The following is a 21,380-nucleotide window of genomic DNA, read 5'->3' as shown; positions in this document are numbered from 1 at the left end:
AACTATCTGATAATTCTATCTTTTCCCTTGAATGTCAAAATAAGTAAAGAGCTATTTATCATACTTCTCTTTCCATTCTTTAACTATGCTTGGCAGTTCTTCGCCATCTGCCACGAAAATCATTGAAGCCGAATTCATGCAATAACGTAAGCCTGTAGGAGCAGGACCATCATTAAAGACATGGCCTAAGTGTGATCCACTTCCACTGTCAACTACTTCAGTTCTGACCATTCCGTGACTTTTGTCTACTAATTCTTTAACAGCATTTTCGTTAATTGGCTTATAGAAACTTGGCCATCCTGTACCGGATTTATACTTATGTTCAGAGCTAAATAGTGGTTGGCCAGTAGCTCTGGAATAGTATGTTCCTTTTTTTTTGTTGTCCCAATACTCACCTGAAAATGCATATTCTGTGCCCTGTTGTCGAAGTATATAAAATTCTTCGTCAGTGAGAATTTTCTTCCATTCAGCATCAGTCTTTTCAATGGGATATGTATATACCTCTTCTTTAGATCCAGATTTAGATTGACAAGCACCAGTGATATATGCTATGCTAAGAATTAAAATAAAAGATAACCTCATGATTCTATTTTTTGTCGATAAACGATAAGGTTAATTCAATTGTTTGGGAAAACATGGTTATAGAGATGAATTGAATAGCAAGATCTTTCAAAATGTCGCAATGGCGATACAAATTTCATGACCTTAAACTAATTATAAGTTTACTTGGGTTATGCTCCTTGGTGTTCTTCTTTTTCATTTCTCAGGAGTATCTTTAAGATAAGACCTACTTAACCTAATTATGAGAAATTCAATTGCAGCGATTGCAACTTGCTTCATTCTATGCTATTGCCAATCCCCACCACCTAAGCAGATATCTAAGAATAATATTCAGTCGCTCACCTTAACGAAAGGTACAAACATGGCAGTGGTAATTTCTCCTGACGGCAATACGCTGGCATATGACTTATTAGGACAAATTTGGCTGATGCCAATTGAAGGAGTGGAAGGACAGCCTCTAACTGATGCTTTTGGAAATGCAAGACAGCCATCGTGGTCTCCTGATGGAAAACAAATCGCTTTTCAAGCTTATTGGGATGGCAACTGGCACATTTATACCATAAATGCTGATGGTACTGGCCTCAAGCAAATTACTTCTGGTGACTTTGATCATAGGGAACCACATTGGTCACCTGACGGTATAACATTGGCATTTTCTTCGGATCGTAATGGTACATATGACATCTGGAAACTCAATCTCATTGGTGAAAAGATGGAAGCTATTACATCAGGTGCTGGCAATGAGTATGGACCAGCGTGGTCTCCGGATGGTCAAGAGTTAGCTTACGTAACAAAAGAAGGAGGAGAATCCGAACTTAGAATCAAGTCTGAGACTGAATCCGGAGTATTGCTAACGTCATCTGGTTCCATATCTGGAGCGTCATGGTCTCCTGATGGAAGTAAAATCATTTTCAATGATATTAAAAATGCAACTGCACAATTGAAACAGATAGATTTAGAGTCAGGTAGCATTAAGGTAGTCTCAGATGAAGGCGAAGACGTTTTCCCATTCCGACATAGCTGGATTTCTAATCATTCACTCATGTATACTAGTTCAGGTAGTATTTACCAAGTTTTAGAGAATGGAACAAAAAATGAGATACCATTTTCAGTAAAAGTAGAGCTAGATCGCACACCTTACCAGAGAAAGACCAGAGATTTTGATAGTGTAAGCCCTCAATCAGTCAAAGGAATAGTCTCGCCAGTAATATCACCAGATGGCGAATCAATTGTATTTGTGGCATTACAAGATTTATGGTTGAGGAAAAATGATGGTAGTATTCATCAACTAACAGATGATCAATATGTTCAAATGCTTCCGATTTGGTCTCCTGATGGGCAACAGATTGCTTTTAGTTCAGATCAGGACGGTGAGTTTGGAATTTGGACGATGAGTGCTGGAGGTAGTGATTTGAAAAAAGTCTTAAGTACTGGTGGAAGTATATCAGGTATGGCATGGTCACCAGATGGTCAGTCCATTGCCTACGCGCAGAGCTTTGGCCCTCGATTTGGAAAACTTAGTGTCCTGGATTTAAAAACAGGCAATCAAAGTGAAGTAGCCTCTCGAATAGGAAGCAGTGTGGGTAGTCCTTCATGGTCTGCCGATGGAAAGATTATCGCACTTTCTGTTTTAGCTCCTTATTCATCTCTGTATCGTGAGGGTGTAAATAGGATCATGCTTTATTCTGCCGATGGAAAACGTCAGAGAGTACAAAAAGCTCCGGAACATTGGTCTTTTGGTGTGAGAAATAATGATGGTCCATTATGGTCTCCCGATGGCAAGTTTATGGCTATGATTTCAAGAGGAAGTTTGTGGCTCTTACCAGTAGACAAATACGGAAATGCTACTGGAGACCCTGTCCGTCTTACTGAGGAGTTAGCTGATGCTCCAACATGGACTGCTGATTCAAAAAGATTACTGTACATGGCAACTGATGAATTAAAGGTTTATGATGTTGAAAACGAGACTTCCAGTTTGATTCCTGTTGATTTAAGTTGGTCCAGGAAGCATCCAAAAGGTACAACGCTAATCCATGCTGGAGGTTTGATCGATGCTGTAAGCGACACTTTGATACAGGATGTTGATATACTCATTGATGGCCATCGGATAGATTCGATTGAGCCTCATAATGATAGCAGAGTGGCCGATCGAAAGATCGATGCTTCTGACGCATTTGTTCTGCCTGGTTTAATAGATATTCATGTGCATGAAGGGAGTGGGGATGGAGAGAAATTAGGCCGAACCTGGCTGTCATGGGGAATTACATCAAACAGAAATCCTTCTGGAGATCCTTACGATGCACTCAATCGTCGCGAGGCCATTCAATCAGGTAAAGCTATCGGGCCTAGGATGTATTTTACCGGAAGTCCTATCGATGGTAGTAGGATTTTTTACGGTGGTGCTTCAACTACATTATCGGAGGAGCAAGTAGATCAAGAGTTGAATAGAGCCGAGGTGTTGGATTACGACCTAATCAAAACCTATGTACGCCTTCCTGATTTACTGCAACAAAGGGTAGTAGAAGGCGCTCATCGAATAGGAATTCCTGTCACCTCTCATGAGCTTTATCCAGCTGTAGGATTCAATATCGATGGAGTGGAGCATATCAAAGGCACAAGTAGACGAGGCTATTCAGCTAAGTTGTCCGAAACAAGAAAAGCTTATTCTGATGTTACAGATCTTATCGCGAAATCAGGTATGTGGTTTACACCTACAACTGCTATTTATCTAGGCTATCAATATGTAATTGCACGAGACCCATCAGTCATGAATGATCCTAGGTTACAAGAATTGGCTGAATTGAGGTATTTGGCAAGTATTAGCGCTTCTGCAGATCAAATTCAGAGCGATAGGGGAACCTATGAGAAACTTTATAATAATGTCCTGCAAATGGTGAAAGATATTCATGAAAAAGGAGGTCTAGTTACTGCAGGGACAGACGCTCCAATTATCCCTCAAGGATTTGGATTGCATACTGAGCTTGAGAATTATCAGGATGCTGGATTGACGCCATTAGAGATAATTAGAACAGCTACCATAAATAATGCAATTGCCCTCAATGCTCAAGATGATTTAGGATCAATAGAAGTTGGCAAACTGGCAGATATGGTAATTGTAGACGCTAATCCACTTGATGATATTCGAAACGCGCGAACAACTCGAATGGTCATCAAAAATGGTGAGGTTTATACGTTAGAAGAATTAATTAAAGGTGAAATGGATTAGTACTACAAGCTATCTTTTTACTTAACAACTAATCTCTTCATTATATCTGATTTTGAACCAATTATTTTAACTAGATATACGCCTTTATTTAATCCTGATATAGGAATTGGTTGCGAAATATCATAGTTACTTTCTCTTGTTATTACAGTTCCTGTAAGCGAGATTACTTCTATAGCTTTCACTTGATCATTATCTAGGTTGACAAAGAAATGCGTGCTTGCAGGATTGGGAAATACTTTGACTTCAGAAAGCTCATCAACGCTCAAAATTGGATTGTCAGGTGGATCTACATCTCCAACAAGGTATCTCAATAGGAATTCATTACCGCTTTCACCTTCGGTATTATCTAAGTCGTATTCTTTAATATCAGCTTTAACATCGGAGAGATTTACATTAGTGGCTACTTCATAAAGTTCTCTGGAATGATACCAGTGGTGTAGCACATCGTCGCTAGGATGATCAGCAGTGTTTTTACTGAAAATATAAAGTGGAGGATCATCATCGGATAAATGATAAAGCATATCTACATCCTGACGGTATTGAATTAATTCAGGATCATGAACAATCTGGTACAGTGAATCTAATCCTCCATAAAAGTTTTCAGTGGTCTCATAAGTCATAATTTCTGCGATACTATCGAGCGTGAAATTCGTTCCTTGATCATCAAAATTGTTGAATATTTCCGTTTCCCATTTAAATAAGTCATAGGTTGATTGGGAACCGCTTGCAAACACTGCATTTACACGTGTTGACTCTCTTAAAACATGATCTTCGTTGTCAGGTTCAGCCATATCATCTCGAAATCCAAGCCACATACTTGTGCCTGCACCTGCTGAGGATCCCATTAGAGCTATCCTATCTGGATCAATATTAAGGTTGGCAGCATAGTGTCTGATAAACTGCAGGCCTAACTTGGAATCATTTAGGCACTTTATGACTCCTTCTAAGTCTGGTTCTCCTTTTGCAATCAGACGATACCCTAAGCTGATAAAGGCTATATCATTTTCCAAAAAGAATTTTACTGTTTCTCTTCTCTCAGGATCTTTGAAAACAGTGCCTGGACTGCCATCGGTAAAACCTCCACCATGAAAGAAAATTACTAGAGGGAAGGTGTCCTCTGTATTGGGAAGGAAGATATGAAAGAGTTGTTTTGAAGGATCTGCATCTCCATAAGGAATATTGATAGCTTGAACTGCATTAGGATTGATGACATTAAAACTGTCTGCAAGAGACTCATAATTTGGAGTTTGTGAAAAAGAAGGTGTGATGATGAAAGTGATAATCAAGAGTAAAACGGTAGTTTTTAATAAGCTCATGTAGGTATATTAGTTATTTGCCTGTTTAGACATTGGTAATGTCAAAAGGTTTAATCCGGTTAGGGTTTTTTCAATCAATTGTCTTAATCCACTAACTTTGATATAACCTACTTTTCAATAAATGAAATACCTAACTCTACTAATTACTATAATGGTATTGGCATGCAGTCCTAATAAGAAGGAAGTCAATATCAACTGGAAGTCGATAGAAGCAGACTTGCAGACGCTAATTATCCAAGCCAATAATGGTGATACCATTGATATTCCAGCTGGGTACTTCATGTTTAAAAATCCACTCATTTTAGATGGATTGTCAGATGTAGTTATACAAGGCGCTGGTATGGAAAATACGATTCTGTCATTCGAACTTCAAGTCAGTGGAGCTGAGGGTATAAGAGCTGCCAATTGTACCAATCTTACTTTTCAAGATTTCACCATTCAAGATGCACCGGGGGATAATATTAAGGTTACGGATACAGATGGAATTACCTTTAGAAATGTGAGGTCGCTCTGGAGCGGAGAACCTAAACCTGAAAATGGGGCCTATGCATTTTATCCGGTTTTGTGCAAACGTGTGTTGGTTGAAAACTGTGAAGCAATTGGATCGTCCGATGCAGGCATTTACGTAGGGCAATCTGATAGTGTGATTATTAGAAACAATCAAGTGTATCACAATGTCGCCGGCATCGAAAGTGAAAATAGCCGGTGGGTGGAGATCTATGGCAATTATGCTCACGATAATACTGGAGGAATACTGATTTTCGATATGCCTGGTTTAACACAAAGTGGACATACGACACGAGTGTTTGACAATGATGTAATATCTAACAACCTTTCAAATTTTGCTCCTGAGGGTAATGTTGTGGCAGTTGTGCCTCAAGGGACAGGTATCATGATGATGGCAACTCGTAAAATCGAAGTGTTTGATAATCGCATTCACAACAATCGAACATTAGGAGCTGCTTTGGCAAGCTATGTACTAGTGGAAGCTTTAGGAGCAGAGGAGGGAAGTCAACTTGAAGAAGCCAATAATCAAATCAATGAAGGTTACGATCCATACCCAAATGAGATCTACTTTCATGACAATGAATTTAAGAATAAGCATTGGTTTCCAACGTTTGAAAATGATTTTGGACTTCTTTTTATGCGATACTTTACATTCAGCCTTCCTGATTTTGCAATGGACGGAATCTTTCCTCCTGATAAAGAATTTGTGATGTGTTTGAGTAATAATGGCGAATTCAACTTCGCAAACATTGACGCAGAGAATGAATTCGAAGGAAGAACGACCGATTGGAAAATGTATGAATGCGCCGAAGGTACCATAGATCCCATCTTTCAATGAGAATAGTAGTAGTCTTTTTCATCTTAGTTTTTTTTTCTTGCTCTACTCCAGAAAAGAAGCCGATTGTTCTCGAAGAAGTTAGCTTGGGAGTTGCAGAGGTTTCGGATTATCCTAAAATGTTGAGTGAATGGGGTTTGTTCAAGGACCCTTTGAGAGAGTTAATTCCTGCAAATGATAGAATGTTTTCATATGAAATTAATTCCCCACTTTTTTCTGACTATGCTCACAAAGCTAGATTCATAAAGCTCCCCGAATCGCAAAATATTGGCTATCATGAGACAGAGGTGCTAGACTTCCCAGACGAGACAGTGTTAGTTAAGAATTTCTATTATCCGAATTTGGATCTGTCTGCAGATAGAAGAATAATGGAGACTAGGTTGTTAGTCAAAGAAGATCAAGGATGGGAAGCCATTGTTTATCAATGGAATGAGGATCAGACGGATGCAGAACGTATTCTATTAGGTGAGCAAATACCTATCAAGTGGAAGAGCGAAGAAGGCATTGTGAAAAACATAAATTATAGCATTCCTTCACAGCCACAATGCAAGAGCTGTCATGACCTTAATGGCAAAATGACTCCCATAGGGCCATCCGTTCGCCAATTGAATCGAGGAGAGCAATTATCACATTGGATAAACGAAGGATGGCTAGAATCAACTCCAGATACTTCATTGCCTAGACTAGCAGAATACTCCAACAAGAAGGAATCTCTTGAATTAAGAGCCAGAGCATGGTTAGAAGTAAACTGTGCGCACTGTCATCGGAGGGAGGGGCCAGCTAAGAACTCTGGGCTTTATTTATTGGCTTCGCAATCAGATCCTTACAGATTGGGGGTAAATAAACCGCCTATAGCAGCTGGGAAAGGCTCTGGAGGTTTGAAATACAGTATTGTGCCAGGAAATCCCGATCAATCCATTTTAGTCCATCGCATAACGTCATTAGAGCCAGGTGAAATGATGCCAGAACTCGGCAGGAGTCAAACCCATGAAGAGGGTGTCCAACTCGTTAGGGAGTGGATTGAGTCGATGGACTAATTTCATAATTCAAGTTCTTGATGAATTTTTTAGGCTCATCCACATAGATGGCTATTTTTTTGAATGGCTTTTTGAAACCATAAAACCTGGATATGTAATGTTCCTTTTTAACTTCTAACAAGACATTATTGCCTTCCATATCCTTGAAAGAAGATAAATGAATCAAGCCATCCATTTGATCAAGAGATTTGGTTTGGCTAGTCACACTTTCTATTTGATGAAGCGGTAACTCTACATTACCCATTAGCCCATACTTAAGATTCAATGCATCTTTGGAAATAGTTATTGGACGCTTGCTTAGTGAACGAAGAATGCCAAAAACTTGAAAACAACCATAAATGCTTAGGATAGTCATTATCCAAGCAGCTAACGGACTCCACTTCTGTAGAACAAGATGTACAGCAAATGCTTCAATGATGATAAGGAATACGAATACACCCAATACCATTTGGGTGCTTGTGGTCTTATGGTAGGTATATTCATTTTGTTTTATTTCACACTTTTTCCAATGAATAAATCCATAGTAAAAGACCGATAATTCAGTAGCGAGTGCTGCACTTATTCCTTTTGGTAAGATGGTATCACCTGCATTTTTTGCTGCTACAAAGAAGTCAGGTGTCTCTAAGCGGTTTTGCTTGATTTTTTTAAAAGCTTTAACAATAGAGCAAACTAAATAGGTAACTATACCAAGCTCAAGAACAGGCAGAAACCAAGTTCTAACAAGAGAAACATACGTTTGATGTTCTGTTGGAAGAATTGATGAAGCGACAATGATGCCTAGAATGAAAACTGGTACAACTGTGGTTTTAGGAACATTACTTTTCCGAATGATTAGAAAGTAAACGATAGGGGATGTGATAAGTAAATCAAACGTGATTGCCCATGAAAATTGAGTAGGGTCATTAATAAAAATAGGTGACTGTGTTAAAAGAATACAGCCAACTATGATGGCAGGAGGAAGAAGAAATAAGATCTTTCTAATATTGATAGATTGTACCATCTCAATGTTATTTTACAGAGTAGGTACAAAAAAAGGGGTGTTTATTACACCCCTCTTGATATTTTTTCGAACTGAGTATTTTACCTTAAATTCCTTGAAAGTGATTCTATTTTCTGATAATCCCTTCCTTCAAACAATTCTTCAAACGTGGGCTCATCAGAATATTTAAATAAGTTTCCAAAGCGAATTTCTAAATCTTGTAAGCTAAATCCATCTATTTCCTCTTCAACTCGATTTGCTATTGCTTGTGGTATACCAATATTACCAATATCATTTTGTCTTCCCACGAGTATCCAATCCACACCGTATTCTTCGTTGGAATTCCTAAAGCTGAAATTGAACAAGGAATAATCACTTGAGCTACTAATCTCCACATTCGCAGGATCCGAATTAACTAAGTTGAAATCCAAAGAAGGGATGCTAAAAATTTCATCAATAGCATTTGTTTCCTCTCTAACTCTGTAGGTATTAGGTGTTGCAATTATCCTATTATCAACAGAGCTAATTACGAAGGTATTCTCTGGGATAAAATGTTGGATTTTTTGTCCTGGAATAGTTGTGCCAGATTCTCTTGAAATAGTAAATTCATTTTCTTTGGATTCGTCTATGATATAGCCTCGTACAGTGCTTGTGAAAATTTCTTCATCAGGAAAAGAGATTTCAAATGGATTGGTAACGATAGGTATATCAGAGTATTCTAATTCTATACTGAAATTGTTATCAACTCCTCTTTCAAGATAGTATCTTTTGAAAGCTTCAGTTTCATTTTGAAGAAGTAGATAGATGTTATTTCCCTCTCGTAAATCAACATTAATTGTCGCCTCATTTGGACTAATTGTTGCTGATCCAGAATAACAACATAATCCATTTATACCACTTATGGAACTCCCTGTATTATTCACCTGAATTGTGGCTGTACCTGTGGTAATCGTCGGTTCTGAATCAGAAAAGTCTAGTTTGCCCGCTTCAGCATTGATGAATGTGTTGTACGTTTTAGAGACATATCCAGTGCTAAAAGTGAATTCTCTAAAAAAAGTAAGATCAAATCGTTTTCCACTCAAACCAAAATCCGCTTCTAATACGACTTGACTGTTGTTTTGAATGACACTTTCAGAAACAATATTCCCAGACTCATCAGTGAGATATACATGACCTATCTGAGTATCAAAAAGATAATTTTCCGGAAAATTTATTATCAGTTGTGATGGTAAGCTCTCGCCATCGTCTGAACTGCAGCCATACATGAATAACATTCCTGATAGTGCGAGAATGAGAATACCGTTCTTAAGTGCTTTCATTTATTGTTTAGTCATCTAGTTTAACAGCATCAACTTGGGCGTCTTTTACCTTTTGATTGAATTCCTTGATTCTTGAATCTAGGATATCGCCCAACATTTTGAGTTGCTCGTCAATTTTAGCTGTCACCTCATTGTAGAATTCCAAAGATGAATCTGTTGGCCTGTAGCTACCCACACCTGATAGAGAGGCCAAATGTCCTAGCTTATTATTCAAACGAATTGGGAAATTAAGTGGATCTTGGCCACTTTCATTCTTCGTCTGATACAAAGCTTTTTCAATCTCAGACATATCCTTAATGATTGCTTTGCCAAGCTCACTGATTTCATCATTATCTGCTTTTTTCATTACATCTTGAATTTGGCTTTTTGCTTTTCTTATGCTGATGATACCTTCATGAGTCTCGGTTAGTTTGTCCCTAACTTTTATGAGAAAATCAAACTGTGCCTGATAATCTGCTTGTGTTGCCTCAGCTCTCGGGTCTGCAAGAATCTTGAATCCGTGAGATGTCTCATTACCATTTACAGTCATCTTCACGGTGTACTCTCCAGGAATAGCCATCGGTCCACTGGTGGTTGCCCACCATAGAATCATGCCATCAAAGGTTTTTGCTCCATCATATCGCATTCCCCAATTCATGGTGTTATATCCTTCCTTGACCTTAAGCTTTTCTTCTTTTTCTTCCTTATTTGGATGAGTAGAATATCGCTTTATCAAGTCACCATCACTTTCATGAAAACTTATCGAAATGGTATCTGATGATACTGTGTCTTTCACGAAATAATTGACTAATACCCCGCCAGGGTGGTTTGTACCTGATGTTCTTGAGGTACGTCCGTTTCCTCCACCCATACGGTAGCTGTCCATCGGTTTGTATAAATAGTGAGACTTCCCGTTAGCATCTACTAATTGATGTAAAGGTGTAAGGTCATCTATCAACCAGAAGCTTCTTCCTTGAGTTGCTGCAATTAGGTTATTATTCTTTATTGCTAAATCAGTAATTGGGACAACAGGAAGGTTCATTTGGAAAGGCTTCCAGCTTGCTCCATCATCAAATGAAACATACATTCCAGCTTCAGTACCTGCATAAAGCAATCCTTTTTTATTTGGATCTGCACGAAGAACTCTTGTGAAATGCTCAGATGAAATACCACTAGTTATTTTTTTCCATGTTTTTCCATAATCCTCTGTTTTGTAGAGGTAAGGAGTATAATCACCAAGCTTATACTTAGTTCCTGCAATGTATAGACCTCCTTTATTGAATGGGTCAATTTCTACACTGTTAATCATCATCCATTCAGGCATTCCTGCAGGAGTGACATTTGTCCAGTTATCACCACCATCACGTGTAATATGTACAAGCCCATCATCCGAACCCGTCCAGATTACACCTTCCTCATGATACGATTCAGTAGCTGCAAAAATGGTACAGTAATACTCAACACTCGTATTGTCTTTTGTTATAGGACCTCCTGAAGAACCCAACTTAGAAGGATCGTTTCTAGTAAGATCAGGACTGATTATTTCCCATGTCTGACCTTCATTAGTAGTTACATGAAGTTGATTGGAAGCAGTATAGAGTCTGTTGGAATTGTGAGGGGAGAAGAAGATAGGGAAGTTCCACTGGAACCTATATTTGAAACCTTCTGCTCCGTGACCCATAGGGTTGTCTGGCCAAACATTCACAGCTCTTACTTGATCGTTGGAGTGATCCACTCGAGTCAAGAATCCGTCATAGCTTCCACCATAGACGATATCATTGTTGTCCGGGTTAGGAGCAATGTGGGCACTTTCACCCCCAGCTGTAGATTCCCAATTATCAGTGCCAATAAACCAACCACCAGTTCTGTGATCAATTCTTACTGTCGAATTATCCTGTTGCGCTCCATAGATTCTGTATGGGAAAGAGTCATCGGTTGTAACTCGATAGAATTGAGCCGTTGGTTGATTTTGGTAGGTAGACCAGTTTTCACCAGCATCAAAACTTACTTGGGCTCCACCATCATCACCGATTACCATTCTTTGATTGTCTTCTGGTGCAATCCAAAAGTCGTGATGATCTCCATGTGGTGCATTGTAGGTTTTATATGTCTTACCACCATCTGTGGATTTGTGATAGCGTACATTCATTACATAAACGCCATCTTCATCCTGCGTGTCAGCATAAATACGTGTGTAATACCAAGCACGCTGTCTTAGTTTTCTTTCTTTGTTGATCAGCTTCCAGGTTTTACCAGCATCATCTGATCTGTAAACACCTCCGGCATTATTTTCTATAATGGCCCATACTCTGTTGGAGTTTACCGGAGAAACGGTTACTCCCGAAATGCCCCATGTACCGCCTGGAAGACCTTCATTTTTTGAAATATTCGTCCATGTATCGCCACCATCAGTACTCTTCCATAAAGCTGAGCCATCTCCACCACTTTCTAGGCTGTAAGGTGTACGTCTTATTCTCCATGTAGAAGCATATAGAATTCTTGGATTGTTAGGGTCGAACGTTAGATCTACAGCGCCTGCGTCAGCATTGGCAAAAAGAATTCGTTCCCAGTTCTTACCTCCATCTTTACTTCGATAAACACCTCTTTCCTGAGATGATTTATACAAATCACCCATCACTGCTGCATAAACAAGATCTGGATTTTTAGGATGTATTCTCACTCTTGGTATATGACGCGCATTTTTCATTCCTATTTCTTGCCATGTAGTTCCAGCATCTACAGATTTCCACATGCCCCAGCCAGAGGATACATTACCTCGTACAGTAACCTCTCCACCACCAACATAAATGACATTGTTATCCCATTCACTTACCGCAACTGCACCAATAGATCCACCAAAAAAACCATCAGATATATTTTCCCATGTACTTCCTGCGTCTTTAGTTCTCCAAACTCCTCCTCCGGTTGCACCCATGTAGTATAGATTGGGTTTGCCAGGAACGCCGGTCACGGCAGCAGATCTTCCTCCACGAAATGGACCAATATTTCGCCATTGCATTCCATCGTAGAGCTTACTATTATAGCTTGTTGTATTGCTGGAAGAATTCTTTTTCCTCCTTTGTGCTTCTCCTTCTTCAGCGATAAACATCACTATCAGAAGCACTAATAATATCTTCTTCATACGTTTAGGTTTTAGTTTTCATTCAAGTTAATGATAATGGGATTAGATTTTTTCAGGAACCTACACTAGAGGTTATTTATTCATTTGGATGGGGTGGGGAACTTTTTTGAATGTTTTAGCTTTGACATCAATATTTTTAATGAAAAAAATCACATCTTTTCGTTGTGAGTAAAGGAAACCTCTCTCAAGTACATCTTCAGATCATTGAGCAAATGATTACCGAGTCGCTTAGCAAGGCAGCTGAGTCCATGGCTCAAATGTTGAAGATTCGTGTAAACCCAGATTTAATCCAGTTCGGGGAAGGTCAGTTACATGCTATTAGGGAATTTGATGACCTGGGAAGGTTTAAGGTTAACCTAATGAAGGTCGCCTTCAATGGCGAAATCAATGGAGCGTTCTATTTTGTGATCAATAATCATGAAATGGATCTTATCAACAGTGTATGCTTACCAGATGATATTACCAGTTCCAGGAATTCTCATACCAAGATGATGAAACATGATTTCATGTCGGAAATTGAGAACTTGATCGCAAATATGTCAATTGCCGCTCTTTCTGAATTTCTGGGAGTACAAGTAATAGGAGAAGTGCCTATCGTTCGAAATATGAAAGGGGAGTTGGTGAATGCTTATTTAGAAAATGAAAATGAGCTCAATAAGACTAATTTCTTTGTAAACTCCACACTAAATGGGGCAGTTGTGAATATAGCACCTCACTTTCTGTGGATGATCGATGACAATTTTATTCGAATCACTAAGCTCAATACCGTAGCCTAATCCTTCTTAAATTTTAAAGCTGCAGAATTCATGCAATAGCGCTGCCCACTAGGTTGCGGACCATCTGGAAATATGTGTCCCAGGTGGCTACCACATTTGGCACATTTTACCTCTGTTCGAATCATGCCAAAGGACTTATCCTTCTCAAAATCAACAGCTTCAGCAGTAATTGGATCATAGAAACTAGGCCACCCTGAACCAGAATCGTATTTAGTCTCAGATGAGTATAATGCATTTCCACAAGCTGCGCATTCGTAGACACCTTTTTCTTTATTTTCTAAGAGAGCACCAGTCCACGGTCGTTCTGTCCCTTTTTCCCTTAAAATGTGGTATTGCTCGTCTGAAAGCTCATTTTTCCACTCTTCTTCTGATTTATTGATTTTATCCATTCTTGCGAGGCTTTTTGGGGGTTCTGTGTAATACCAACTAATACGAAGATAAAACAGTTCAAGGATTGAATTAGCCACTTATCACATATGTTAAAATTCATGTAACCAAAAGCATGTTTTCAACATTATGTAGTTGACACTACACTACTTATTATGAAGCGAAAACTAATCATCGTTTTTACACCAATTTTGATTTTAATTCTTGCCTTTATGCTTGCTGGTTTCTTCGCAGGACAGAAAGAGGACCCAAAGGATAAAAGGCCTCAAGCGGTAAAGAAAACAGTACAGACGAAAAAGGTCAACTACCAATCACTGCAAACAGATGTGGTATCGTACGGGAGAGTTGAAACAGCACAGACGTTAGACCTTCTTTCTGAAGTATCAGGACGGATGTATCAGGGTAATGTAAGGCTAAAAGAAGGTCAGAGTTTTAGGAAAGGAGATCTTCTTTTTTATATCGATGACAAGGAGCCTTCATTGAACTTAAAGTCTCAGAAAAGCAATTTCCTCAGAGATCTTGCTGGAATCTTACCTGATTTAAAAATCGATTTTAGTGACAATTTCGATGCATGGAATGGCTACTTCAGTTCATTAGACATTGAAAAGAAGTTTGCAGAACTGCCGGAGGTTGTATCAGAAAAAGAAAAGATATTTCTAGCAACCAAAGGCATTTACAGTTCTTATTATTCAATAAAAAGCGCTGAGGCAAGATTAGATAAGCATCGCTACTATGCACCATTTGCGGGAAGCATTATGGAGGTGAATTTACAATCTGGTTCTTTCATCAATCCTGGGGTGAGTATTGGTAAGGTTATGAGAAGAGGTGTTCATGAGTTGAAAGTCTCTGTAGAAACAAAAGATATTCCATGGATAAAGACCAATTCTCCAGTAAAAATTTATTCTGATGAAATGAATAAATACTGGGATGGAGAAGTCTCCAGAATTAGTGATTTTGTTAATCAAAATACGCAATCTGTCGATGTATTTATCGCTATCAAATCGACAGGTGAAAAGATTTATGACGGTCAGTTCTTTCAAGCAGCTATTCCGGCTAGAACTGTTAAAGACGGCATGATAATGCCTCGAAATGCAATCTACAATGGCAATGAAGTATATGTTGTTCAAGACACACTGTTGAAGGCCAGAAAAATCAATGTTATAAGATTAGTAAATGAGGAAGCTATAGTAAACGGATTGGAACGTGGCGAGGATTTAGTTATTGAGCCATTAATAGGTGCATATAACAACATGGTGGTGGAGAAACGCGAGAATAAAGATATTGATTTAGAACTTGGTGTAGGTCAAGAGCTAAGTAGTACTGGTCAGTCTCCGGCTGCGACTAATTAAACGAACAAAGACTATGGCATTTATTAAAAATCTTGTTGAGTACTTCGTTAAGTTTCCAATACTAGCGAACATCCTAATAGCATTAACGCTGATAGGTGGTGTTGTTTCCATAGCCAATACTAAGAAGTCATTTTTTCCAACCAGGAGTGATCGTAACATTAATATTACTGTGGTATATCCTGGAGCCTCGCCACAGGAAATGGAAGAAGGGGTGACGCTAAAAGTAGAGGAGGCTATCAATTCTATTGCTGGAATTGATGAGATCATATCAACTTCTTCTGAGAATTCAGCCAATATAACATTAGTAACCTTCGATAATTTTGATATTGATGATATCTATACGGAGGTTAAAAATGCAGTAGATGGCATCAATTCGTTTCCTGCAGGTGCTGAAAAGCCAATAGTCTTTAAGCAGAAGCAAAGATCTACAGCTCAATGGCTTGGGTTAACAGGAGATGTAGATCTAAAAACGCTAAAGAAATTTTCTGAGGAAATTGAAGATGATTTACTTGCTATGGAAGCTATTTCCCAAGTAAATGTGAGTGGGTTTCCAGCTCTTGAGGTGTCCATTGAAGTTAGTGAGCAAAATCTTCTTAGATACAATCTCACATTTGATCAGGTAGCAAATGCTGTACGGCAAAATAATAGAGACATTTCTGCAGGGTCTGTTAAGTCATCTACTGAAGAGATACTAATTAGATCTAATGCAAAAGAGACTGAAGCATCAGACATTTCCAATATCATTGTTAGAAGTAATAGCGATGGAAGCGAGATCTTACTTAAGGATATCGCCAATATTAAAGAGCAGTTTGCTGACGTTCCATCAAAAGCTCTTTTAAGTGGAAAGCAAGCAGTATTTATTGAGGTAAGAAAGCTAGAGACTGAAGATCTCGAAGAAATTTCAAATGTGGTCAATGCATATGTTGATGATTTCAATTCAAAAAACAATGCTGTAGAGCTACACATGACATGGGATTTCATGAGTATGCTGAATCAAAGACTTGATTTACTTACGAATAATGGAATCGTTGGTCTACTACTCGTACTTGTATCTCTTGGGCTCTTTCTAAGCTTAAGACTTTCGTTTTGGGTAGCATGGGGTATTCCATCATCTTTCTTAGGGATGTTCATTTTGGGAGCCTTTGTAGGCCTTACTATTAATATGATCTCACTTTTTGGAATGATCCTCGTAATCGGAATTCTAGTAGATGATGGGATTGTAATTGCTGAGAATATTTATTCACACTTTGAAAAACATGGCAATCCCATCAAGGCTGCCGTTAATGGTACGATTGAAGTACTTCCTGCCGTATTCACCTCTGTGACCACTACCATAGTTGCATTCATGCCACTATTGTTACTTACTGGTGGTTTTGAATTTCTACGCGACATGGCATTCGTTGTATGCTTTAGTTTAGGGTTTTCGCTTTTAGAAGCATTCTTTGTTCTTCCGGCTCACCTTGCCAGTAAAAAAGTACTTAAGGTCAAGAAAGAAAATACACGAAGCTATAAGATCAGAAAGACACTTAATGGTACAATTGATTACCTCCGGGACAATGTTTATGGAAAAGGCCTAAGGTTTACCATGCAAAAAAGATGGGTGTCATTATCAATGCTTGCTGGATTCCTTATCATAATCGGGGGACTTCTTGCTGGAGGACAAATAAAAGCAACATTTTTCCCCCAAATTCCATTCAATAGCTTCAATGTAAATATTGCTTTTAAGCCAGGTGAGAGAGAACAGAAAGTAGAACAGTACCTCAAGAAATTTGAAGATGCTATTTGGAAGGTAAATGATGAGATGAAGGATGAGTTGGCGATGGATGAAAATATCATCAACAATACATTTACCAATATTGGTTTTTCACAATGGGAGTCTGGATCTCATACAGGTTCTATCAATATCTTTTATAAAGAGTTGGACGATTATGGGTTGAATCAGTTCGATTTGATAGAAAAGATCAGAGCCGAAATAGGTCCGGTAGGGGAAGCCGAAAAATTTGCAATTGGAGGTGGTAATCGTTTTGGGAAGCCTGTTTCGATGCGTTTAATGGGGAAAAATTACGAGGAGCTTGGGGAGGCCAAACAATTTTTGAAAGACGAATTGGCAGGAATAGCCGATCTCAAAGAAATCGAAGACAATGTGCCAGTAGGTAGAAGAGAAATGTTATTTGATTTGAGACCTGAAGCTTACTTCCTTGGATTGAATCACAATGACATTACGAAACAGATGAGGCAAGGCTTCTTTGGAGAAGAAGTACAGCGTTTCATGAAAGGAAATGACGAGCTCAGGGTTTGGGTAAGATATCCTGAATCGGGACGTAAGAGCATTAACCAATTGGAAGATATCAAAATTAAAACTCCAACTGGAGAAGAATTCCCACTTACTCAATTGGCGAATTACAAGATTGAACGAGGTGTCTCAGGGATCAAACATTATAATACTTCAAGAGCCATTACGGTAGAGGCAGAGATGATAGATCCTTTTGGAGAAGTACCTCCGATATTAAATAAGATCAAAGATGAAATTGTGCCTGCGCTCAATGAGAAGTATCCATCTGTTATTGTCGACTATGGAGGTCAATCGCAGCAAAGTGAGCGAGCTGGAAAAGAGATAGGCTTGTATTTTGGAGGTGCCTTCTTACTTATATTTTTTATTCTGATGATCACCTTCAGATCTTATTATCAGGCATTGCTAATAATCATGATGATTCCATTAGGTTGGTTTGGTGCAATCCTTGGACATGGTATTGAGGATTGGATATCGCCTGCGAAAGAACTTCCGGTTTCCTTATTAAGTGTCTGGGGGATGGTAGCGCTATCCGGAGTAATCATCAATGATGCAGTGGTCTTCTTGTCAAAGTTCAACTCACTTGTGAAAGATGAAGGCATGACGGTATATCAGGCAGCGTATAACGCAGGCCTTTCGAGATTCCGACCAATAATGCTTACTTCGTTGACTACCGTTCTTGGATTATATCCATTGATAAAAGAAACCAGCTTCCAAGCTCAATTCTTGATACCAATGGCGATCTCTGTAGCATATGGAGTGCTCATAGGGACATTTATAATACTGTTATTCTTTCCGGTGTTCATTGTGCTGTTTAATGACATTCGACGAGCAGCTAAGTGGTTGTGGACTGGTGAGAAACCTACAAGAGAAGATGTAGAGCGTGTTCTCATTGATGAGCGAAGAATGGAAAAATACAAGGAATCTGCATAACCTAATTATCTACTACAACATGAAGAAAATACTTTTTTCACTAGGAATACTATGCCTTTTTCATGCCAATGCGCAAGAGCAATTGTCTCTTAGCGATGCAATTCAAATAGGGCTTGAGCGCAACTACAATATTTTAATTGAGGAAGGAAATGTGGAGGTCGCTCAAAACAATAACAATTGGGGAGAGGCTGGCAGATGGCCAACCATATCATTGAATCTGAATCAGAATAATAATTTGACTGATAATGTCAAAGTAGCCTTTCCAACAGCAACTCAGGGACAGACACTTGCAAATTCGCTAAACCCTGTTGTCAATGTGAATTGGACAATTTTTGATGGATTCAGAGTGAAAATCACAAAGAAAAGGTTGGAATTGCTACAGGCTGAGACAGAAGGTAATGCCTCTGTTGTAATCGCTAACAGCCTTCAAAGCATTGTTTTGGGATATTATCTCGCCGTTTTGGAACAAGAACGCTTAGGAGAGTTTGAAAAGCAGCTGGATCTATCTAGGGATAAATACGAATATATTAAAGTCAAATCCGACTTGGGAGGAGCAGTGACCACTGATGTATTACTTGAAGAAGGGAACTATCTAACTGATTCAATCAATTTTATTAATCAACAATTGGTTTTTCGAAATTCAATTAGAGATTTGAATGTTTTACTTGCAGAGAAGGATGTAACCAAAACATACATTTTTACAGATGAGCTAACCATTCCCGATGAGGAGTATACATATGAAGATCTCCGAGAACAAATGTTTCATGAAAATGTAGATCTTCAAAAGCAGTACATCACTCAATCCTTGTTGGGTCAAGCTACAAAACTGAGCAATGCTGATAGGTACCCCAGACTTTCGCTAGCTGCATCGTTTTCTGAAAATCGGAATAGCCTAGATCTTTCTGACGCTATTTTCTTTACTGGAAGTGGGTTTTCAAATGGACCAGATACTCGACTGAATAGTGTTACCGATAACTACACAGCAAACTTCACATTATCGTATACCTTGTTTAATGGAGGAAGAATTAAACGTGCTATTAAGAATGCTGTAGTAAATGAACGAGTAGGTGAGCTAAGAGTAGATCAGCTGGAAAATTCACTTGATAGGGACTTGCTTTCTGGCCTTGATAGATATAATAATCGGAGACAGCTTTTTGCAATTAATGCACGAAGAGAAGAGGCAGCAAAAACCAACCTTGATCTTTCAGAGGAGAAATTTAAAAATGGAAGCATTAATTCTTTTGATTATAGAGATGTTCAAAATAATTATTTGTCTTCCTCAATTTTAAAGCTTCAAGCAATCTATAATTTGATTAATTCAAAAATCGAATTAATGCGGCTGACTGGAGGAATGATAAGAGAATATAATCAATAAGCATCTCTGACTTTTAGCAGGAACTGCTCCATTTCTTTTTTAATTTCTGATGTCGGTCGGGTATAATGATTGTTCATAAAGGAGAATATCATTTTCTTACCAGAACGTGTTATTAAATACCCACTTAAATTATGGTTATTGCTAAGTGTTCCAGTTTTCGCAAAGATGTATGGTGCTTCTTCTTCGTCGGGAACGTATAATTCTTTAAGGGTTCCTTCTCCTCCGGTTGGTAAGAGAGAAGTCATTCTATCCCAACCGAATTCATCTAAGCATATTTTGAGAAGACGTACTTGATCAACAGGAGCAATGAGATTGTAACGTGATAAGCCGGAACCATCGACCCATACCATATCTGTTAAGCTTACGAGACCTGATATCTTAAGCTTTTCTATAAAAGGCGCTATTTCCGTATATCCATTCTCCCTGGCAGCCATTAATAATAGCTGTTCAGCAATAAAATTGTCGCTTGGTTTAAGCATTTTGATCAAAACTGTGTCAATAGGATACGAGTAAAGCGTGTCAGGATTGCTAATTGCCATCTTCGAAATAGAAACTGACGACTTAAGGGTGTCTTGCAACAGCTTAAGTAATAGTTCAGTTGAATACTCAAATGGGATAGTGTAATCAAAACTGTTGCTGTCTAAAGGATGATAAGCATTGAATATGTTGAATTTAATATCTCTATCCACAAGTTTGTTAGGAACTTCTCCACTAAAGATGGAAACATTGTCAGTAAAGAAGGATGGGGTAACAGATAGTGAGTCATCAACTTGCTGTATGTTAACAATATTCCCATAGATCGGCCACCATGAACGGTTCGTTTGATATTGATAGGAAAAATCATCCCATGCCCACCCAGATCCAAATGATGTTGGATCTTCTTCGGGCCAAGCAATTGAGATCTCGTTGAATTCATTTAAAAACTCTAATGCTGGTTGCTGGCTAAAAGGACTGTACAAGAATGTTGGATCACCTATAGGTTCTACAATCACTGATGAATCTTCTTTTAAGTAGAGTAGTGATGGAATAGAATCTTGAAATGATTTAAGTGAAGCATACATTGTCAAAAGCTTCGTATTTGACGCTGGAGTAAACTTTAATGTTGAATTATAACTTGTGATGAATGAATTTGCTTCAATGTCATATAAGCTAAATCCAGTAAACTGAGATGAAAATATCTCTGATTGTTTAAGCAGTTGCTCTGCATCATTACCTACAGCTAGTTGTTTAACGCTCGCACATCCAGCAGTAATGACTAATACCAGTGTAAGTAATGTTAAGTTTGATTTGATTTTTTTTATGATTGACAAACTTTTAAGATGTTGATTCATTGGTAATTCAGGTGACTTTAGCATTTAAGAGCTATTTT

At 38.5% G+C, this 21,380-nt stretch carries 14 protein-coding genes; 7 read left to right on the top strand and 7 right to left on the bottom strand.

The genetic code is table 11. The annotated features are described in order from the left end of the window. Window positions 1-51 precede the first annotated feature (51 nt). A complete protein-coding gene (gene msrB / locus ACY650_RS19180; RefSeq protein ID WP_462250110.1) occupies window positions 52-582 on the bottom strand; it encodes a peptide-methionine (R)-S-oxide reductase MsrB in 531 nt (176 codons plus the stop codon). Between the two features lie 220 nt (window positions 583-802). On the opposite strand from msrB (ACY650_RS19180), the gene ACY650_RS19175 reads away from it, so the two are divergent. After that, complete coding sequence (locus ACY650_RS19175; RefSeq protein ID WP_462250108.1) at window positions 803-3,787, top strand: amidohydrolase family protein; 2,985 nt, start codon at window positions 803-805, stop codon at window positions 3,785-3,787. 17 nt (window positions 3,788-3,804) lie between these two features. Here the strand turns inward: ACY650_RS19175 and ACY650_RS19170 are convergent, their stop codons facing one another. Then, window positions 3,805-5,103 carry a T9SS type A sorting domain-containing protein gene (locus ACY650_RS19170; protein ID WP_462250106.1) on the bottom strand — a complete coding sequence of 433 codons (1,299 nt, stop codon included), beginning with the start codon at window positions 5,101-5,103 and terminating at the stop codon, window positions 3,805-3,807. 121 nt (window positions 5,104-5,224) lie between these two features. On the opposite strand from ACY650_RS19170, the gene ACY650_RS19165 reads away from it, so the two are divergent. After that, on the top strand, window positions 5,225-6,448 hold the full coding sequence (locus tag ACY650_RS19165) for a parallel beta-helix domain-containing protein (protein ID WP_462250104.1): 1,224 nt from the start codon (window positions 5,225-5,227) through the stop codon (window positions 6,446-6,448). Further along, window positions 6,445-7,482 (top strand): SO2930 family diheme c-type cytochrome, encoded by a 1,038-nt coding sequence (locus ACY650_RS19160; RefSeq protein WP_462250102.1) that lies wholly within the window; start codon window positions 6,445-6,447, stop codon window positions 7,480-7,482. The genes ACY650_RS19165 and ACY650_RS19160 overlap by 4 nt, the downstream gene beginning before the upstream one ends. Here ACY650_RS19160 and ACY650_RS19155 read toward each other — a convergent pair. The 3 genes from ACY650_RS19155 to ACY650_RS19145 form a co-directional block, all read right to left on the bottom strand. After that, window positions 7,454-8,482 (bottom strand): hypothetical protein, encoded by a 1,029-nt coding sequence (locus ACY650_RS19155; protein WP_462250100.1) that lies wholly within the window; start codon window positions 8,480-8,482, stop codon window positions 7,454-7,456. The genes ACY650_RS19160 and ACY650_RS19155 overlap by 29 nt on opposite strands. Window positions 8,483-8,562: 80 nt before the next feature. Further along, window positions 8,563-9,780 carry a hypothetical protein gene (locus ACY650_RS19150; RefSeq protein ID WP_462250098.1) on the bottom strand — a complete coding sequence of 406 codons (1,218 nt, stop codon included), beginning with the start codon at window positions 9,778-9,780 and terminating at the stop codon, window positions 8,563-8,565. A 7-nt stretch (window positions 9,781-9,787) separates the two neighbouring features. Next, window positions 9,788-12,901 (bottom strand): WD40/YVTN/BNR-like repeat-containing protein, encoded by a 3,114-nt coding sequence (locus ACY650_RS19145; protein ID WP_462250096.1) that lies wholly within the window; start codon window positions 12,899-12,901, stop codon window positions 9,788-9,790. A 164-nt stretch (window positions 12,902-13,065) separates the two neighbouring features. On the opposite strand from ACY650_RS19145, the gene ACY650_RS19140 reads away from it, so the two are divergent. After that, window positions 13,066-13,677 (top strand): hypothetical protein, encoded by a 612-nt coding sequence (locus tag ACY650_RS19140; protein ID WP_462250094.1) that lies wholly within the window; start codon window positions 13,066-13,068, stop codon window positions 13,675-13,677. Here ACY650_RS19140 and msrB (ACY650_RS19135) read toward each other — a convergent pair. Continuing rightward, window positions 13,674-14,066 carry a peptide-methionine (R)-S-oxide reductase MsrB gene (gene msrB, locus ACY650_RS19135; protein ID WP_462250092.1) on the bottom strand — a complete coding sequence of 131 codons (393 nt, stop codon included), beginning with the start codon at window positions 14,064-14,066 and terminating at the stop codon, window positions 13,674-13,676. The two genes, ACY650_RS19140 and msrB (ACY650_RS19135), sit on opposite strands and share 4 nt — an antisense overlap. Before the next feature lie 153 nt (window positions 14,067-14,219). On the opposite strand from msrB (ACY650_RS19135), the gene ACY650_RS19130 reads away from it, so the two are divergent. The 3 genes from ACY650_RS19130 to ACY650_RS19120 are packed head-to-tail and all read left to right on the top strand — an operon-like array spanning window position 14,220 to window position 20,011. Beyond that, window positions 14,220-15,413 (top strand): efflux RND transporter periplasmic adaptor subunit, encoded by a 1,194-nt coding sequence (locus tag ACY650_RS19130; protein ID WP_462250090.1) that lies wholly within the window; start codon window positions 14,220-14,222, stop codon window positions 15,411-15,413. A 13-nt stretch (window positions 15,414-15,426) separates the two neighbouring features. Continuing rightward, window positions 15,427-18,636 carry an efflux RND transporter permease subunit gene (locus ACY650_RS19125; protein WP_462250088.1) on the top strand — a complete coding sequence of 1,070 codons (3,210 nt, stop codon included), beginning with the start codon at window positions 15,427-15,429 and terminating at the stop codon, window positions 18,634-18,636. Between the two features lie 19 nt (window positions 18,637-18,655). Beyond that, window positions 18,656-20,011 carry a TolC family protein gene (locus ACY650_RS19120; protein ID WP_462250086.1) on the top strand — a complete coding sequence of 452 codons (1,356 nt, stop codon included), beginning with the start codon at window positions 18,656-18,658 and terminating at the stop codon, window positions 20,009-20,011. On the opposite strand, the gene ACY650_RS19115 is transcribed toward ACY650_RS19120, so the two are convergent. Further along, on the bottom strand, window positions 20,005-21,366 hold the full coding sequence (locus ACY650_RS19115; RefSeq protein ID WP_462250084.1) for a D-alanyl-D-alanine carboxypeptidase: 1,362 nt from the start codon (window positions 21,364-21,366) through the stop codon (window positions 20,005-20,007). The genes ACY650_RS19120 and ACY650_RS19115 overlap by 7 nt on opposite strands. Window positions 21,367-21,380 lie beyond the last annotated feature (14 nt).

It is taken from the genome of Ekhidna sp., assembly GCF_963691765.1.
In the GTDB taxonomy this organism is placed as follows: Bacteria; Bacteroidota; Bacteroidia; order Cytophagales; family Cyclobacteriaceae; genus Ekhidna.
Note: the sequence above shows the minus strand (reverse complement) of the source record. Positions and strands in the feature narration are given on the sequence as shown.

Coding starts and splice junctions, on each gene's coding strand:
- ACY650_RS19130 (WP_462250090.1), top strand. CDS start 14,220: ATGAAGCGAAAACTAATCATCGTTTTTACACCAATTTTGATTTTAATT.
- ACY650_RS19165 (WP_462250104.1), top strand. CDS start 5,225: ATGAAATACCTAACTCTACTAATTACTATAATGGTATTGGCATGCAGT.
- msrB (WP_462250092.1), bottom strand. CDS start 14,066: ATGGATAAAATCAATAAATCAGAAGAAGAGTGGAAAAATGAGCTTTCA.
- ACY650_RS19145 (WP_462250096.1), bottom strand. CDS start 12,901: ATGAAGAAGATATTATTAGTGCTTCTGATAGTGATGTTTATCGCTGAA.
- ACY650_RS19155 (WP_462250100.1), bottom strand. CDS start 8,482: ATGGTACAATCTATCAATATTAGAAAGATCTTATTTCTTCTTCCTCCT.
- ACY650_RS19115 (WP_462250084.1), bottom strand. CDS start 21,366: ATGCTAAAGTCACCTGAATTACCAATGAATCAACATCTTAAAAGTTTG.
- ACY650_RS19175 (WP_462250108.1), top strand. CDS start 803: ATGAGAAATTCAATTGCAGCGATTGCAACTTGCTTCATTCTATGCTAT.
- ACY650_RS19120 (WP_462250086.1), top strand. CDS start 18,656: ATGAAGAAAATACTTTTTTCACTAGGAATACTATGCCTTTTTCATGCC.
- ACY650_RS19160 (WP_462250102.1), top strand. CDS start 6,445: ATGAGAATAGTAGTAGTCTTTTTCATCTTAGTTTTTTTTTCTTGCTCT.
- ACY650_RS19150 (WP_462250098.1), bottom strand. CDS start 9,780: ATGAAAGCACTTAAGAACGGTATTCTCATTCTCGCACTATCAGGAATG.
- ACY650_RS19170 (WP_462250106.1), bottom strand. CDS start 5,103: ATGAGCTTATTAAAAACTACCGTTTTACTCTTGATTATCACTTTCATC.
- msrB (WP_462250110.1), bottom strand. CDS start 582: ATGAGGTTATCTTTTATTTTAATTCTTAGCATAGCATATATCACTGGT.
- ACY650_RS19125 (WP_462250088.1), top strand. CDS start 15,427: ATGGCATTTATTAAAAATCTTGTTGAGTACTTCGTTAAGTTTCCAATA.